At 53.1% G+C, this 16957-nt stretch carries 15 protein-coding genes; 7 read left to right on the plus strand and 8 right to left on the minus strand.

The features are described from left to right. Nucleotides 1–20: 20 nt before the first annotated feature. Together WC903_05470 and accD are read right to left on the minus strand one after the other, a co-directional pair. Nucleotides 21–992: an acetyl-CoA carboxylase carboxyltransferase subunit alpha gene (locus tag WC903_05470; protein ID MFA5893391.1), complete on the minus strand. Its 972-nt coding sequence runs from the start codon at nucleotides 990–992 to the stop codon at nucleotides 21–23. A 1-nt stretch (nucleotide 993) separates the two neighbouring features. Further along, on the minus strand, nucleotides 994–1878 hold the full coding sequence (accD, locus tag WC903_05475) for an acetyl-CoA carboxylase, carboxyltransferase subunit beta (protein MFA5893392.1): 885 nt from the start codon (nucleotides 1876–1878) through the stop codon (nucleotides 994–996). Nucleotides 1879–1917: 39 nt separating this feature from the next. On the opposite strand from accD, the gene rpsT reads away from it, so the two are divergent. The 3 genes from rpsT (at nucleotide 1918) to WC903_05490 (ending at nucleotide 3870) form a co-directional block, all read left to right on the plus strand. Next, the gene (gene rpsT / locus WC903_05480; GenBank protein ID MFA5893393.1) at nucleotides 1918–2193 is read left to right on the plus strand and encodes a 30S ribosomal protein S20; all 276 of its coding nucleotides are present in this window, start codon (nucleotides 1918–1920) and stop codon (nucleotides 2191–2193) included. Further along, nucleotides 2194–3015, plus strand: a complete 822-nt coding sequence (gene ispE, locus WC903_05485) for a 4-(cytidine 5'-diphospho)-2-C-methyl-D-erythritol kinase (protein ID MFA5893394.1) — start codon at nucleotides 2194–2196, stop codon at nucleotides 3013–3015. 168 nt (nucleotides 3016–3183) lie between these two features. Next, complete coding sequence (locus tag WC903_05490; protein MFA5893395.1) at nucleotides 3184–3870, plus strand: hypothetical protein; 687 nt, start codon at nucleotides 3184–3186, stop codon at nucleotides 3868–3870. A 77-nt stretch (nucleotides 3871–3947) separates the two neighbouring features. Here WC903_05490 and WC903_05495 read toward each other — a convergent pair whose 3' ends face one another. From WC903_05495 to WC903_05505, 3 genes are all read right to left on the minus strand, one after another. Continuing rightward, nucleotides 3948–5144 (minus strand): radical SAM protein, encoded by a 1197-nt coding sequence (locus tag WC903_05495; GenBank protein ID MFA5893396.1) that lies wholly within the window; start codon nucleotides 5142–5144, stop codon nucleotides 3948–3950. A 12-nt stretch (nucleotides 5145–5156) separates the two neighbouring features. Next, a complete protein-coding gene (locus WC903_05500; protein ID MFA5893397.1) occupies nucleotides 5157–5579 on the minus strand; it encodes a hypothetical protein in 423 nt (140 codons plus the stop codon). Nucleotides 5580–5750: 171 nt separating this feature from the next. After that, complete coding sequence (locus tag WC903_05505) at nucleotides 5751–6518, minus strand: nucleotidyltransferase domain-containing protein (GenBank protein MFA5893398.1); 768 nt, start codon at nucleotides 6516–6518, stop codon at nucleotides 5751–5753. A gap of 168 nt (nucleotides 6519–6686) precedes the next feature. Between WC903_05505 and carA the strand changes: the two genes are divergently transcribed. Together carA and carB are read left to right on the plus strand one after the other, a co-directional pair. Next, nucleotides 6687–7826 (plus strand): glutamine-hydrolyzing carbamoyl-phosphate synthase small subunit, encoded by a 1140-nt coding sequence (gene carA / locus WC903_05510; protein ID MFA5893399.1) that lies wholly within the window; start codon nucleotides 6687–6689, stop codon nucleotides 7824–7826. Continuing rightward, on the plus strand, nucleotides 7819–11028 hold the full coding sequence (gene carB / locus WC903_05515) for a carbamoyl-phosphate synthase large subunit (GenBank protein ID MFA5893400.1): 3210 nt from the start codon (nucleotides 7819–7821) through the stop codon (nucleotides 11026–11028). Before carA ends, carB begins: the two co-directional genes overlap by 8 nt. Before the next feature lies 1 nt (nucleotide 11029). On the opposite strand, the gene WC903_05520 is transcribed toward carB, so the two are convergent. Continuing rightward, nucleotides 11030–11299: a DUF4342 domain-containing protein gene (locus WC903_05520; protein MFA5893401.1), complete on the minus strand. Its 270-nt coding sequence runs from the start codon at nucleotides 11297–11299 to the stop codon at nucleotides 11030–11032. 62 nt (nucleotides 11300–11361) lie between these two features. On the opposite strand from WC903_05520, the gene WC903_05525 reads away from it, so the two are divergent. Continuing rightward, complete coding sequence (locus tag WC903_05525) at nucleotides 11362–11913, plus strand: LemA family protein (protein MFA5893402.1); 552 nt, start codon at nucleotides 11362–11364, stop codon at nucleotides 11911–11913. Here WC903_05525 and WC903_05530 read toward each other — a convergent pair whose 3' ends face one another. Further along, a complete protein-coding gene (locus WC903_05530) occupies nucleotides 11914–13575 on the minus strand; it encodes a DUF2207 domain-containing protein (protein MFA5893403.1) in 1662 nt (553 codons plus the stop codon). It abuts the gene before it with no gap. Beyond that, nucleotides 13572–13955: a hypothetical protein gene (locus WC903_05535; protein MFA5893404.1), complete on the minus strand. Its 384-nt coding sequence runs from the start codon at nucleotides 13953–13955 to the stop codon at nucleotides 13572–13574. The genes WC903_05530 and WC903_05535 overlap by 4 nt, the downstream gene beginning before the upstream one ends. A 46-nt stretch (nucleotides 13956–14001) precedes the next feature. Between WC903_05535 and WC903_05540 the strand changes: the two genes are divergently transcribed. Next, complete coding sequence (locus WC903_05540; protein ID MFA5893405.1) at nucleotides 14002–16956, plus strand: hypothetical protein; 2955 nt, start codon at nucleotides 14002–14004, stop codon at nucleotides 16954–16956. The last annotated feature ends 1 nt before the right edge of the window (nucleotide 16957 follow it).

Genomic DNA, 16957 nt, shown 5'->3' on the forward strand with positions numbered 1-16957 from the left:
TCATTGCCGCTGGTCGTTCGTCAACCCTCGTTATAAATCCCCAGTTTCCGGTACTTATTGTACCGGTCGGCTATCAACTCGCGATGGGAGAGGGAGAGCAACGGGTCGAGATGCCTTATTATAGCCGATTTAATATTTCTGGCGGTCAATTCGGGGTCGTTGTGCGCTCCGCCGAGCGGTTCCCGGACGATATCGTCGATCACCCCGAGCTCGAGCAGGTCTTTAGCGGTGATCTTCATGGCGACCGCCGCCTCGTTTGACCGGGTGGCATCGCGGAAGAGGATCGAGGCGCACCCTTCGGGCGAAATAACCGAATAGACCGAGAACTCCATCATTAACACTCGGTTCCCCATAGCGATGCCCAGCGCGCCGCCGGAGCCCCCTTCGCCGGTAATGACGGTAATGAAGGGGACGGTCAATTCAGCCATCTCGCGCAGGTTCTTGGCGATCGCTTCCGCCTGGCCCCGTTCCTCCGCGCCCAAACCGCAGAAAGCCCCCGGCGTATCAACTAATGAAATGATTGGTTTGCCGTACCGTTCGGCCAGGCGCATGACGCGAAGCGCCTTGCGGTAACCTTCGGGGCTGGCCATGCCGAAATTACGGGCGATATTTTCTTTGGTCGAGTGTCCCTTTTGGTGGCCCAGAATGACCACCGAGCGGCCATCGAACTGGGCGACGCCGGTGACCAGGGCCGGGTCGTCTGCGAAATTGCGGTCGCCGTGCAGCTCGACAAAATCCTCGCAAAGCATACCAATATATTCCAGGGTAGTCGGCCGCTGGATATGCCGGGCGACCTGGACGATCTGGATCGGGTTGAGGTTAGCGAATATCTGCTGGCGGGAATTTTCGATCCGCTTGTGCATCAGCCGGATCTCTTCCGACAGGTCCATCTTGCCGGACTCCTGGATAGCGGCCAGCTTCTCCAGCTTTTCCAGCAGTTCGCCGAGCGGTTTTTCGAAAGCTAATAGTGTTTTTTTGCCGTTCTTGGCCATGTCAGTTCTTAAAGAAGCGCAAGAGCTTCTCGAGGGTCGCTTTCAGCTCTTTGCGGGGGCAAACGACATCGACCATGCCGTGCTCTAAAAGATATTCCGAGCGCTGGAAACCGGGCGGCAGTTTCTGGCGGATAGTCTGCTCAATGACCCGCGGGCCGGCGAAACCGATCAGGGCGTTCGGTTCGGCGATATTGACGTCGCCGAGCATGGCGTAACTGGCCGAGACGCCGCCGGTCGTCGGGTCGGTCAGGATCGAGAGATAGGGGAGGCCGTTCTCCCGCAGGCGGCCGAGCGCCGCCGAGGTTTTGGCCATTTGCATCAGTGACATAATGCTTTCCTGCATCCGGGCGCCCCCGGAGGTGGAGAAGATGAGGACCGGTATTTTTTTCTCGACCGCCGCTTCGATCAGGCGGGCGATCTTTTCACCGACGACCGAGCCCATGCTCCCCCCCATGAAGGAAAAATCCATGATGCCGAGGGCGACGCTGTGCGGGCCGATCTTGGCCAGGCCGGTGACGATGGCGTCTTTTAGGTCGCTTTTCAGGATCGATTCTTCGATCCGCCGGGCGTACAGCTTGACGTCCTTGAACTGGAGGAAATCGCGGGAAGTGAGGTTAGGGTTCAGTTCCTGGAAACTGCCCGGTTCGGCCAGCTGGCCGATCCGCTCGGCCGAGCGGAGCTTAAAATGATAGCCGCATTTGGAGCAGACCTTCAGGTTCTCTGCCAATTCCTTGGAATAGATCGCCTGTCCGCATTTGTAACACTTGACCCAAAGGTGCCCCGGGATATCAAGTCGTTCGCGGGTGTAGGCTGTCTCTTTTTGCAGCTTTTTGCGCTTGAACCAATCGTGGATACTCAAATCGCTTGATATCTTATTATATTTCATGTTATCATGTCAACCTGTCGGAGCAAGTTGGAGGTAGAAATGGCAGAGAAGAAAAAAGTTACCAAGCGTAAACACGTTAAAAATGTCCGGCAAACCAAACGGCGCCACGAACGCAATGTGGCCGAAAAGACCAAACTGAAGACCGTGCTGAAAGCGGCCCGCCAGGCGATCGCCGCCAAGGCGGCCGACATGATCGAACGGGTCCGGTTGGCTGTTTCGGTGCTGGACAAGGCCGCCGAACGCCAGATCATCCACAAGAACAAGGCGTCGCGGCTGAAATCGCGCCTGGCCCTGACCAGCAATCAAGCCAAGTAAGTGCTCCGGCTCAAAGCCTACGCCAAGATCAACCTCTCCCTCAAGATCTTCGGTCTCCGCCCTGATGGTTATCACTCGCTAGAATCGATCATGCAATCGGTCTCCTTACATGACGTTATTACGCTGGAGCCGATCTCGTCCGGCATCCAATTAGCCACCAATAACCTCAAACTGCCGGTGAATAACCGGAATCTAGCCTATCAGGCGGCGGAGCTTTTTATGAACACGGAACACAGAGCACGGAGCACGGAACTCAGGGGCGTGAAAATTTACATTGAAAAGAATATTCCTCTGGCCTCCGGGTTAGCTGGCGGGTCGGCGGACGCAGCGGCTGTACTTTACGGTTTAAATCAGCTCACGAACCCCGAATCACGATCCACGATCCACGACTTACAGGAACTTGGCTCCCAGATCGGCTCCGACGTCCCGTTCTGCCTGCTGGGAGGGAATTGCACGGTTCGGGGGCGGGGGGAAGTGGTCACCCGCAACCCGATCCATGTTTCCCGGTCATACGTGCTGGTCATTCCTGACGTTGAGGTTTCGACAAAATGGGCCTACGAAGCGTTCGATCTTTCGGCCAAGATGCCGACCAACAACGATCTGGAGCCGGTGGTCATTGCCAAGTACCCGGTGATCGGAGAAGTCAAACAGAAACTACTGGAACTTGGTTGCAGCTCGGCCCAGATGTCGGGGAGCGGCTCGAGCGTTTTTGGCGTCGTCGGGACCACGGCGCTGGGTGAAAAGATCGTGGCAGAGCTGAAAAAAGAATTCCCCCGCACCTATTTAGCCCGTTCGGTCGATCACGGCGTGGAAGCGAGCTAGAACTTCAATATGGGCGAAGGTTCACTGGCGGTCCTATATAAAAGACAACCCTTTCGTCTCCCACTGAAATTCCCGTCGGATCTTTTCGATATATACTTGTGAACCGCTGATGATTAGGATTAATCAGAGATCCTATCTTGAGCATTAAACGGGAGAAGTTAGGAAAAAATGAGAACAAATAACTATGGCCATACGATAGTAAACGACTCATATCACGGTTTGCGTATCAGACGCTATAAATCAAACGAAGGTGAAGGCTGGTGTTTCCGAGGACGGATCGAAAAAAAAGAAAATGGACAGACAGAATATGTCATCCGCGGCTCTTTCTCGGCGTTACTTCCTAGAGGGCTTAATGATATAGCTTGGAAAGTTGCCCACCAGTTAACAAAAGAGATTTCGCTGTATTTCGGAGCTAGATTTGAAAGGGCAGGATTTTTACTGCCTTTAGGGGCACAATGGTTTTCAGACGCGATAATGCATCTGCACTCTCTTCTTGCTCAGGACCAAGAAGTTATCTTATATTCTCAGTCTTTGCCTGTTAGATTTGTTTTAAGGAAGCAAAAGTTTGGGGTTCCTTGTGGAGACCTTAGAATGCGGCGGGTAGATTCGCCGGTTGAAAAAGGCTCGGATAGGGGGTATCCCTATATGGAATTGGCCGCGCAACTTACGGGAAAGCCCATAGAAGCAGCAGTTGAAGTATATGTGGAAGCATTAACTCAAATACTTTCGAATATGAAAAATCCTGAGGGCGAATATATTTTACGTTTTAATCAAAGCACCCATTATTTAGAAATCGAAACAACAAACACGCCCCTTGCTCCTGTTTTGAGTTTGCCTCAAATAAACAGACGCTGAATTAGTCCCGCATTATAAAAGATCCACTGGCGGTTCTTCCTTAAAAACAATCAGTTCGTTTCAAAATAGCAGTGATGTTATTTGTAATCAAAATAATAGGACCGTTTTTTTCTTAAGAAAGCATCGATGCCTTTAAGGCTCTTTGGCTTTTTGGTTTTCAAGACAGAAAAAAAATAGTTTGCTTCTTTGATCATAAATCGTTTGAGCTGACAATTTAACCTGTCCGGTTTCGCGCCCTGGCGAATATAAGTGTCGTAGGGGCATTCGCCGCCGCAATATTTTTTTGCCCAACATTTTTCGCATTCCTTGAACAAGCCGCTCGTATTTTCGGTTGATAGAAGAAAAGAAGGGTTAATCCCTTTGTTGACATTGCCAAGAGAGGTTCCCGGATGGCAACTGAAAGAAGGGCAGAGAAAAATGTCCCCCCGGTGATTGATATAAAACTGGGTGTCGCCTGCCGGACAGCGGCGCTCCTGTTTGGCGCCGAGATAGACCCGGAGCAGGAAACGGCCAAAAAAGTCTCCGGGATTAAAGATCGCAAAAAAGCAGGAATAATCCTTCTCCTTAATGATTTTTGACAAGAGGAAACCGGTCAGTTCCCGATACTGATGTTTGACGGTCTTGAGCCGAGCGGCGGTCAAGCGGTATTTTGGATCGAGGCCGCGGTACGGTTTCATGATGACTTCTTTAAAGCCCAAAAGAGCCAGCCCCATCAGACGATAAACCAGCAAGGGGCGGTCAAAGGTATAGGTGCAAACGGCGCTGTCCACCAGGTGGAATAGCCCGGCTTTTTTTAAGTCAATTATCGTTTTAAGCAGTCTATCGCCGGTCCCGTTGCCCAGCTTATCTTTTCTGGTAAGATCGTTGATCAAGAACGGGCCGTCGCAACTCAAGGAAAAACGGAAAAGCAATTTATTTTTTTTGTTATAAGCTCTCATTCTATTCATGATGCTCCGATTGAAAAGCAGCCCATTGGTGGTAAAGCGGAGGAGGATGAGGCTTTTGTCTTTTCTGGACAAGATGTAGCGAGCGGTTTTTTCCAATAGCCGAAAATTAAGCAAGGGTTCTCCGGTGCCGGTAAAATCAAGTTGGAATTCCATCAGCTGATTGGACCTGGAAAAATAATTATAAAAAAAATCTAACGACTTTTTGATCGTCTTAAATGATGATCTTTGGGCTTTTAAATGTTTTTTTGCGGCGTAACAATAGCTGCAGGCCAGATTACAACCGGTAGTGTTCTCGAGGCAGATTCCCCCTCTGATCTTTCTTTTCATTTTTGGTTAAAGCTAACAACGGGAAACCAAATAACGGGCATCCGGGTCTATAGGCAGACGAGAATTATCGCCGGTCTTATTCAGGGGAAGATAGGTGTCTGTTACGGCGTAACGGGGAGCTTTCGGGTCATTTGAATTATAAGGGGCAAGCGCTTTTTTATGCTTTATAGCTTCTTTGGCTTTTTCAATGATCCGGGGAGGCAGATTGTCCGGGCCATGGCCGACGGCGATCAGAGCAAGTATTAAAGACAATTGAGCAACGCTTTTTTCGCTTAACCTTTTTACGATCTCTTGCTGAATGTCAGTCGATTTGTTTAAATAAGCTATTATAAAATCATGATCAATTTCTTCCGGCTGGATACCGGCGATCTTATTTATATCATAATTTCTGATAAAATTGTTGGCCTCATTGGCGGGATTGATGTTTATTGGCATTTTAATCCACCTTATTTAAGCGACACTTTATTCTACATCTTGGGCTTAACATTTGCAATAATTTGCAATAACAAATGAAAATTTATGGATAAAACTACGCCGGGCCATGCTGGGCAAAGATCCACTGGCGGTTCTGGCTTAAAGATAATCCGTTCGTTTCAAAATAAGGGTTTATCGTCCGTTGCGACCCAGATTCCTGATCAGATAAAACTGAAGCAGAAAATCCGGCACGTACCTGAAGGTCTGTACCTCCAAGGCTGACAGCCAGATAGCCTTTTTCCTTTCCAATGTTGAGTCATGAAAAAGATCAACCCCGAAGTCACGGCAGGCTTCTTTCAGCTCCTCAAAGACATGAGCCGCCACGTTGTCTTGGCTAACGATTAGGTCGACGTCGGAAAAACCGCCGAAGTTGCCGGTCGCCAGGCTGCCCGCCAATCCGAGCCCGTTCGGCTGGGTGCGGATAAAGGAGAGGAACTGCGGCGAGCTCAACACCCGGGCCAGGTCGTCCCCGCATTTTTTCAGGCGGGCTTCGATCTCATCATTGTTGCAAGGCCGCGCCATGGTCTTGAACAGAGACGCCAGAACATCATTTCTGACGTTGTTAACTCTGCTCCACTCATCACGGGCCGTAATATATTGATCGGCGTAATTCCCGTTGTATTCGCCATGAACTTTGGCCCGGCTAATGCCGGTGGCTTTTTGGAACAGGGCCAATAGTTTGGCGATCTCCTCGGAAGAAGTTGAACTGAAGCGGGTGGCCGGGCTGCTCATCGCGCCGAGCCCGTTAGCCAGGCTCGAACGGAAATATGAATGATCGGGACCGGCACAACCCAGCCTCGAGGCGAGCGCCTTCGCGATCTCACGCGGAGTTCCCATTCTAACCGCCGGAACGGCGGTTAGATAGCCCGATCGATGGATCAATGGATAAGTTACGACCATAGCGGATATTTATCAGTCCGAATCGAGCGAGATTTCATATTAATCAGAACATAATTGATCGGAGGTTGGCCCGCTAGCCCTCTTAAAAACGCTCAAGCTGGCAGTCAATCTGGCGAGGGCGGTTGTAGCCTGGCCGGATTTCGGTTATAATTGCCAGGGTCAGCGATAATGACAAAAGCAATCCTCGCACTTGAAGACGGAACGATTTTCCAAGGATACTCTTTTGGCGCTGTCGGCGAAAAGAGCGGCGAAGTAGTTTTTAATACCTCAATGACCGGTTACCAGGAGATCTTGACCGACCCCTCGTATAAAGGCCAGATCGTCACCATGACCAATCCTCTTATCGGCAATTACGGGGTCAACGAAGAGGATGTCGAATCAAGCAAGCCGCAATGTGAAGCGTTCGTCGTCCGCGAAAATTCACAAATAGCCTCCAACTTCCGCTCCACAATGAAACTCGATGATTATCTGGCCGAACACAAAATCGTCGGGATCGAAGGGATCGATACCCGGATGCTGACCCGTCGGCTCCGGACCAAGGGTTCGCTGAAAGGGGTTATTTCGACCGTTGATCTGGATGAGCAGAGTCTGATCGAGAAAGCCAAGAAGTGCCAGGGGGTAGAGGGGGTAGACCTGGTTAAGGTGGTGACGTGCAAGACACCTTATGTTTGGAATGAAACCTCCTTTGCCAGAACTTCAAACATCCAACCTCAAACCTCAAAACAAATGGCAAATCCAAATTACCAATATAAAGTTGCTGCTTATGATTATGGGATCAAGTTCAATATTCTGCGCAATTTGCAGTTGATCGGAGCCGAAATAACGGTCTATCCGGCGGATTATCCGGCCGAGAAAATATTAAAGACCGACCCGGATGGGATATTCCTTTCCAACGGTCCGGCCGACCCGGCCGCGGTTACTTACGCCATCGAGAATATCAAGAAGTTGATCGGGAAGAAGCCGATTTTCGGCATCTGTCTTGGTCACCAATTGCTTGGTTTAGCTCTGGGGGGCAAGACTTACAAGCTCAAGTTCGGCCACCACGGCGGCAACCAACCGGTCATGGACCTCAAGACCCGCAAAGTTGATATCACTGCCCAAAACCATGGCTTTGCCGTTGACGTCGACTCTATTCCGAAGGGGACGGTCGAACTAACCCATATTAATTTAAATGACCAGACGGTCGAGGGGATGCGGCATTTAACCTTGCCGATTTTTTCCATCCAGCACCATCCGGAAGCGGGCCCTGGACCGCACGATGCCCACGACCTCTTCAAACGATTCGCGGAGATGATGGATAATGCCTAAACGAACTGACATTAAGAAGATAATGATCATCGGGGCCGGGCCAATTATTATTGGCCAGGCGTGCGAGTTTGATTACTCGGGTTCGCAGGCGTGTAAGGCGCTGCGCGAGGAAGGGTACGAAGTTGTCCTGATCAATTCCAACCCGGCGACGATCATGACCGACCCGGAGATGGCCAACCGGACCTACATTGAGCCGATCACGGTCGAGGTCTGCTGTCAGATCATTGAAAAAGAGCGGCCCGACGCGATCCTGCCGACGATCGGCGGGCAGACGGCGTTGAACATGGCGGTCGGCATTGCCGAGACCGGGATACTCGAAAAATACGGGATCGAGATGATCGGGGCCGATATTAAAGCGATCAAAACGGCGGAAGACCGCGAACTGTTCAAGAAAGCGATGGCCAAGGCGGGCCTTGACCTGCCGAATAGCTTTTTTGCCCACACTTTGGAAGAAGCGCAAAAAGGGTTAAAGAAGATCGGCCTGCCGGTTATTATCCGCCCGAGCTTTACGCTCGGCGGGACCGGCTCCGGCGTTGCCCATACCGATGAAGATTACGCGGAGATAGTTAGTAAAGGATTGGAATTGTCGCCAATCTCCGAGATCCTGATCGAAGAGGACCTGACCGGCTGGAAAGAGTTCGAGCTGGAAGTGATGCGCGACAAGAAAGACAATGTCGTCATTATCTGCTCGATCGAGAATTTTGACGCCATGGGGGTCCACACCGGTGATTCGATCACGGTTGCCCCGGCCCAGACGCTGACCGACCGCGAGTACCAAAAGATGCGCGACCAGTCGATCGCCGCCATCCGCGCCATCGGGGTCGAAACCGGCGGTTCGAACATCCAGTTCGCTGTCCATCCAGAAACCGGACGGATGGTCATCATTGAGATGAACCCGCGGGTTTCCCGCTCCTCCGCTTTGGCTTCCAAAGCGACCGGTTTCCCGATCGCCAAGATCGCCGCCAAGTTAGCGGTCGGTTACACGCTGGACGAGATCCGAAACGATATCACTAAAGAGACGCCGGCTTCATTCGAGCCGTCGATCGACTACTGCGTCGTTAAGATCCCGCGCTTCACTTTTGAAAAGTTCCCCGATACGCCGCCGGTGATCGGCACTTCGATGAAATCGGTCGGGGAGACAATGGCGATCGGCCGGACATTTAAAGAGGCCTTGCAGAAAGGTTTGCGCTCTCTCGAGGTTGGCCGGGCAGGGTTAGGGGCGGACGGCAAGGAGATGGTCAACGAAAAAGAGCTCTTGACCAAACTTAAAGTTCCCAACGACCGGCGGATCTTCTACATCAAATACGCTTTAGCGCACGGGCTCTCGGTCCAGGAGGTCAGCCATCTGACCGGGGTCGACCCTTGGTTCCTGGAGAATATCTTAGAGATCATTAAAGAGGAAGAGCGGATCAATGAGGCCGGGGCGAGGATCTTGGACGACAAAGCTTCACTCTACCAGGCCAAGCAATTTGGTTTTTCCGATAAGCAGATCGCTTACCTGACCGGGGCGACCGAAAAAGAGGTTTGGGCGAAGCGTCGCGAGCACGGCGTAACCGCGGTCTATAAGTCGGTCGATACCTGCGCCGCCGAGTTTGAAGCGTACACGCCGTACTATTACTCGACTTATGAAGTCGAAGACGAAGCGCAGCGAACGAAGAAGAAAAAAGTGATGATCTTAGGGGGTGGGCCGAACCGGATCGGGCAGGGGATCGAATTCGATTATTGCTGCTGCCATGCTTCCTACGCTTTGCGTGAAGCCGGGTATGAATCGATCATGGTCAACTCCAATCCTGAAACTGTCTCGACCGATTACGACACTTCCGACCGGCTTTATTTTGAGCCGCTGACCCGGGAAGATGTCTTGAATATCATTGATAAAGAAAAGCCGGACGGGATCATCGTCCAATTTGGCGGGCAGACGCCGCTTAACCTCGCTTTGCCGTTGGCCGAGGCCGGCGCGAAGATCATTGGGACATCGCCGGAAGAGATCGACCGGGCGGAAGACCGCAAACTTTTCTCTGAACTTTTAACCAAGCTCAAGCTTGACCAGGCCCCCAACGGGACCGCCTTCTCGCCGGAAGAAGCGCTGAAGATCGCCAAAAAGATCGGTTTCCCCTGCCTGGTCCGGCCGTCCTACGTCCTGGGCGGGCGGGCGATGCGTTTGGTCTATGACGAAGGGGACTTGGTCGACTTCATGAACACAGCAGTGATGGTCTCGCCCGAACATCCGGTCCTGGTCGACAAGTTTCTGGAAGACGCGATCGAAGTTGATGTTGACGCTGTTTCCGACGGCCAGCAGACGGTAGTTTGCGGCATCATGGAGCATATTGAAGAGGCGGGGATCCATTCCGGTGATTCCGCCTGTTCCCTGCCACCGTTCTCCCTCTCCGACAAGATCATCGCCGAGATCAAGACCAGCACCTACGCGCTGGCCAGGGAATTGAAAGTGATCGGTTTGATGAACATCCAGTTCGCGGTCAAGAATGATAAAGTCTTTGTCCTCGAAGTCAATCCGCGCGCCTCACGCACCGTTCCTTTTGTTTCCAAAGCGACCGGCGTCCCCTGGGCGAAGATCGCGACCAAGTGCATGATCGGCCAGAGCTTAAAAGAGCAGGGGGTCAAAGAAGTTGAAATTGAGCACATTGCGGTGAAAGAAGCTGTCTTTCCTTTTAACCGGTTCCCGGGGTCGGACGCCGTTCTCGGCCCCGAGATGCGCTCGACCGGCGAAGTGATGGGGATCGATGCTGATTTTGGCGTCGCGTTCATGAAGTCGCAGATCGCCGCCGGGCAGAACCTCCCTTTAAAAGGAAAAGTCTTTGTTTCGGTCAACAACCGGGACAAGCGGTCGATCGTTTACGTGGTCAAGAAACTGGCCGATCTCGGTTTTTCGATCGTGGCGACGGCGGGAACGGGAAAAGTACTGAAGAAGAACGGGGTTGATTGCCAGCTGGTCGGCAAGCTAAGCGAGGACGGCAAGAATATTCTCGAGCCGATCAATAAAGGGGCGATCGCCCTGGTGATCAACACGCCGGGCGATAAATCGACCAAAGCGGACGAATCAAAGATCCGTTCCGCGGCGGTGGCCCATAATATCCCTCTGGTCACCACCATTTCCGGCGCCCAGGCGACCGTTAACGGGATCGAAGCCTTCAAGAAGAAGGGCTTTGATGTCAAAGCGCTGCAGGATTACTTCCAGGCCTGAACTACTTCTTTTTCTTGGTCTTTTTGACCCGTTCCACCGAAATGTTACATTCCGTGACCAGCGCCGCTACCGCGCCGACCGCGGCCAGGACAGGAGCGAGGACCGCGCCGATCACCCCGAGCGTTAGCGGAAAACTGATCAGCTCTTTCCCCTTCTTGTCTTGGATCGAGATCTTGCGGACGTTCCCTTCCTTGATCAACCCTTTTACTTTCTTGATCAACTGTTCCCCGGTCACCTTGAACTCCTCGATGATCTTTTCGTTGTCTGCCATTTGATCGCCTCCTTGTTCTGGAGGATATTCTATCATATAATACCTGCCTGGAGGTAAACATCATGTCATTACTGCTGATCATCCTGGCTGTCGTTCTGGTCGCCGCCGTTTTTCTCTGGTCGCTCTACAACGCTCTGGTCATGCTCCGCTTGCGGGTCAGGGAAGCTTTTAGCGGGATAGATGTGCAGTTAAAACGCCGGGCTGATCTCATCCCGAACATCGTCGAAGCGGTCAAGGGTTACGCCACGCACGAAAAGACGGTTTTTGAGAACGTGACCAACGCCCGCTCGGCCCTGATGGGGGCCAAGACCCCGGGAGAGAAAGCCGCGGCTGATAATATGCTGACCGGAACGCTGAAGACCCTTTTTGCCGTAGCCGAGAATTATCCGGTCTTAAAGGCGTCCGATAATTTCCAGCAATTACAAAAAGACTTGACCGATACCGAGGATAAAGTTGCCTACTCGCGGCAGTATTACAACGCGGAAGTGAAGGAATATAATACTAAGCTTGCTCTTTTTCCCAACAACCTGATCGCCGGCTCGTTTGGCTTTGCCCCGGAGGAGTTCTTCGCGGCCGCTGCCGGAGACCGGGAAAAAGTCCAGGTTAAGTTCTAACTACCAGCTCCCGCCGCCGCCCCCGCCGCCACCGCCGCCGGAGCCGCCCCCTCCGCCGAAGCCGCTGGAGGAGCTTGGCGCGCTGGTGTGGACACTACTTTGCATGTTGCTCATCATGGAGTTGACTGAAGCGTAGAAGATGATATCCCCTGAATACCAGCCCGGCTGATAAGCCGGCATTCCCGCCTTGACCGCTGCCATGAACTTTTCAATATAACCGAGCGCGATGGCATAGGGGATCATCTTTTCAACCAAGGCGAGTTGGTCCGCCTGCCAGGCGTAATTGCGCGACATTCTACTCAAGAAAACTTTCAAGCAATCGATCCGGAAGTCGGCCTCGTCGCCGGACGGGGTCCGGCCGGTGGTCCGCCAGGAGAGGATAAGCAATGGGAGGCCGACCAAGAAGAACAGTCCGGTCGACATCAAAAAGAGGCCGGAAAAGAGTAAGATCGCTTTCTGGTTCCGCGGATTCTGCTTGAAGAGCTTTTTGGCGACCAAGCCCTGGAAGATCTTTTCCTCCATGGTGTTGAAGGTGGTATAAAAATCGGTACCCAGGTCTTTAAGTTTGAGCCGCTCCCCCGTCTGGAACAAGCGCTCCATCAGGATAGACTCGTGGCCGGCCAAGAGTTCGTCTTTGGCTGGTTGGATGCGCTGCAGATAGAATTCCTTCTCTTTCTGTCCCCCGATCCCGAAGAAACCGGGGGTCTTTTCCAGCACCTGCTCGATCTTGAGAAAGCCACGGATTGCCAGGTCGAAGATCGTAGCGATAATATCGTTCTGGTCGAGCGCGGTCAGGTCGATCGTGCCGGCTTCCGCCGGGCTTAAGCGGTTCCCCGCGGTATCCTTGGGGAGATCGAAGATGGGGAACGGTTTGCCGAGGCGGCTCTTATGGTTATCTAGATACCAGCGATAGGCGAGGAGCGGGGCGAGGAGATTGCTAAGCAGTATTAACAGGACGATGAATTGGCCGAATAACGTCTCCAGGAACGGCCGGTGGCCTGAGGCGTCGCTCTCGGAAAAAACCGTCTTGGAAAAAGTATTGGGCGGGAAGGCGAGAACGACCGTCAGGCCTTCATTAGGGTTGAGTTCCTGCGTGGTCTGGAAAGAACCTTGGCGGCTGGCGCGGTAATTTTGCTCCCGGCTGCCGGCGAGGCCGGTGTAAGCGGTTCTTTTGGTTATAGGGACACCGGCAGGAGGGATGGCCGCGAACGACGCCGCATAGATCGGCAGTTCCCATTCATTGCCGGTGACATTCCAGTAGAGCTCATCGTGATCGGCGTAGTCGGTCAGAGCGTTATCGACCAGGTAAGTGATGGTAAAGTTGTGGCTGCCGCTCATAGTCGTTTCCGCCCGGCCGATCTTCAGATTTATCCGGGCGTCACTCGTCTCGGAGACGAAGCGCTCCGGCTGGCCGTCGCGCAAAACCGAGAGCGGCTTGATGGCCAGGTTCTGGTAACGTTTGCCGACCCGGCGCGAGAGTGGGATGAAACGGAAAATACCATGCCGTTCCAGTTCGCCAAAATCATAACGGATCTTCTCGCTGACCACGAGGCGTCCGTCGCGCCTGATCTCCGCCTGGACGTCAAACGAGCGGATCACCTCGGCCAGGCCGGCGCCGGCCAGGATGAGGCAGGCTAGGACCAATAATAATACTTTTTTCATGACGACTCCTTGCCTAAGCTGAACCAGGCGATGATAAAACCGGCCAGATAGACCAGGTCGAAACCGGCAAAGGCGATCCAGAGCGGGGACATTCGGCCATAGTAATAATTGTAGAGGACGACCCCGATGAAGGCGGCCTTGAAAAGAGACGGGTATATGATCAAGTCGCGATTCCTGGCCGGGTCGCGGGCGACCCGGAACATGATCAGGCCAAAGACCATGATCAGGTAAGCCGGGAGCTGGATGTACTCGGGGCTAACCGGGGCGATCCCGGAGAGCCGGAAAACCAGGTCTGGCCAGAAGATAAAGGCCAAGCCGACGGCCAGCTCGACGCAACCGACCAAGGCGAAAAGATATTTTATCCACCAATGGGCCTTCATTTACCGTCCATTATACTACTTGCTTATCAGCTTGGCTAATAATACAATGACCACCGTGATCATAAAGACCGGACGAACTTGGTTCCTGCTCGCGCTGCTGGTCGGCGGGCTGTTGCAACCGCTCGGGGCGGAGACATACGAAAGCCTCTCGATCATTAACTCCAAGAACTGGGCTGACTATATTGGCAACCATCTTGGGTTCCTCTACGATAGCCATGGCTGTCTCCACTTTACCCCGTCCGATATCTATCTTTTGACCAAAACTGTCCCCAAAGGGTCTAAGCTGGCGATCAAAGAGTACCGCGACCGGCAGCTGCCGGACAACTATCGTTCGGTGCCGTTCTTCCGGGCTCAAGTCAATACGGCAGACGATGTCAGGAAATATGCCGGAACCTTCCAGGCGGGAGACACCAGGCTGGTCGTCTATCCGGGGCTCGGGCAACTCTTTATCCTGGTGGACGATAAACCGCTGGTCAAGGTCAAGACGATGCCGGGTCCGGCCGAGAATTACCGCCTGGTCTTTGCCGCGAACAACAAAAACGGGATCAGCTGGGACTCGTCGCTGTCCACCCCGACCGACGCGGGTAATTATTCGATCCTCGGTTCGACCGCCCACTATCTCAGCTATACTTACCGCGACATCACCATTGTCCCCTGGGGCGGGTGGCTGCTTAAACAGAAGGGCCACTGGGTTTTCCAGGACGATAATAATAAGTGGTATCAGGCGCCGGCCTTTATTGGCAGTGACCTGGAACAACCTTACGGCCGGCAGGATAATAATTATTTTGATATCAATGTGGATAAGAGCGGGCGGATCACGGCTGCCCGTTGGGGCTCGAATGATTTCGGCAAGTATGCCCTCATGTGGACGACTGACGGCCGGAATAGATATCCGGAACTTGGTTATGCCGAAGGCCAGCTTCTTTTTGAACAGACCATCCTGGTCAAGGACCTGGCTGACCTCCTGACCATGCCCGGCGCCGATTCCTTAAAGGACTGCATTGATCGTAATGAGAATTTTGGGGTCTACCGGGATGTCTATAATTTTCTTCTTTCGAGAGGAGAGAGGGCCTTTGATCAGCTTGATCCGGTCTCCTGCAGTTATGTCCGCTTATTCAATGGTTTCCGGTTGAGCGAGGCCGATCAGGCCAATATTGACAAACAAGCCTGGCAGGCCTTTAATGATTACCGGGCGGGTAAGTTGCCGGCCAGGCCGGCTGATCGGCAAAGGACCATCGGTCTCTACGCTTTTATCCGCGATTACGACCTGGTCTTTGACAAAAATGCCGGCTGGTACGCCATGGTCAAGGACGATTGGGACTTCTTTAGCGATCTCCGGGCAAAATTACGGCGCGATTATAATAAGTACGGGCTTTATTCGCCGGCTAACCGGATGTTGGCCGTGGAAAAGTTCCTGAGTGACCGTCTCGAGTTCCGGCAGGTCAGCCCGCCGGCGCCGCCAAAAGAGCGGTTGTCAGTCGCGGACTTTTACCGGACGGAAGACGAGCCTTCGCTTTATACCCTGCGGGAAAAAAACGCGCTGCGCGCGCTTATCCGCTCGGCGGCCGCGGGAGAAAAGACCGGGGTCGCGCTCGCCTCGGTCAAGGCGCTGAACAATTATAACTTCGGGCTCCTCCTCAACGAGATGTTGGGGGACCTGTACAAGAGCCATGGTTGTTTCCACGTTTCGCCGCTCAACGTCTATATCCTGAACAAGACCTTGCCGGTCGGGACCCGGATCACGGTCCGGCCCTTCGCCGACCAGGCCGACCCGGCGCTTTCTAAACTGCCGCTCTTGGCGAGCCTGGTCAATTTTACCGACGACTTTTCCCGCCTGGCTGAACAGTTCGCCGATCCCGCGGCGACCAAAGTGGTCATCTTCCCCGGTTCCCGTCTCTGGGTCATATACCTGAAAGAGGTGCCGTTCGCCCGGATGAAGATCGAATCGGGCTTCCGGGCCAAGGTCAATATTTTGCAAGGCCGGGATAAGCAGGGGCGGCCGCTCTTCGAAAAAGAGATCGCTTATCCCAGCCCGCCCGGGACCTTTTATGTTTTAAAGAAATTGACCAACTATGTTTCCAATCTTTATTATGACACGACCATAGTGCCGCAAGGGGCGCAGCTAAAAAGAGCGGGAGATAAGTGGGTTTTCCAGGATGAGAACGGCCGCTGGCGGAACGCGCCCGACGTGATCCAAGACGATCTTAACGCGTCCCTGGAAAAGCGGGCCTACGAATATTATGACCTGGCCCGGGACGGCAGTGGCCGGCTCCTCCGGGCTAAATGGGGGAGTAACACTTTTGGTAAATATCAGCTCCTCCTTTCCGCCGATCAGCGGACCCCGTCGCCTGAACTTGTCCATACGACCGGAGATCTAATGATGGAACAGCGCCGGCTGATCGGTAACCTGATCAAGGTCATGACCGCGACCCGGGAGAGTTTTGACGACTGCGTCAAGGCGAGCGGGAGTTTTGACCTTTATACTACTTGTTACCAGTTCATCCAAAACCCTAACCGGACCGACCTGATCGAACCGCTGGAGAGCGGCTGTTATAAGCTCTACTTGGAATTGCCGCTGAACGACGACGAAAAGGCGGCTCTGCCGCCTGAAATCTTTGCTTGCTACAAAGTCGATAAAGGGCAAGCCGCGTTGACGGCGGAAGAGACCGACCTGCTGACTAAAGAAGGGTTAGCCAAATGGCAGGGGGGCAAACTGCAGATCGACGAGGCCAAGGTTTACGGCGTTCTCTACGATCTCTACCAATACGTTGTTGCCATCAGGAAGAATGCCAATATTTACTCCACTTTCAAAGATCACTGGGGGGAATTGTCCGAACTACGGCAAGCGCTGCTGCAGGACTTCAACAAGTTCATGATCAAAGATCCGGTCGTCCTGCGTGAGTTCATCCGGGAGTTGATCCTGGAGCGGGCGGAGCTAAAAAAACTTACCCGGAGCGAAGCCTACCAGACCCTGGACCAACTGCTCGAAGATGACAAGTAAA

The organism is Candidatus Margulisiibacteriota bacterium (assembly GCA_041658645.1).
GTDB lineage: Bacteria > Margulisbacteria > WOR-1 > O2-12-FULL-45-9 > XYB2-FULL-48-7 > JBAZZV01.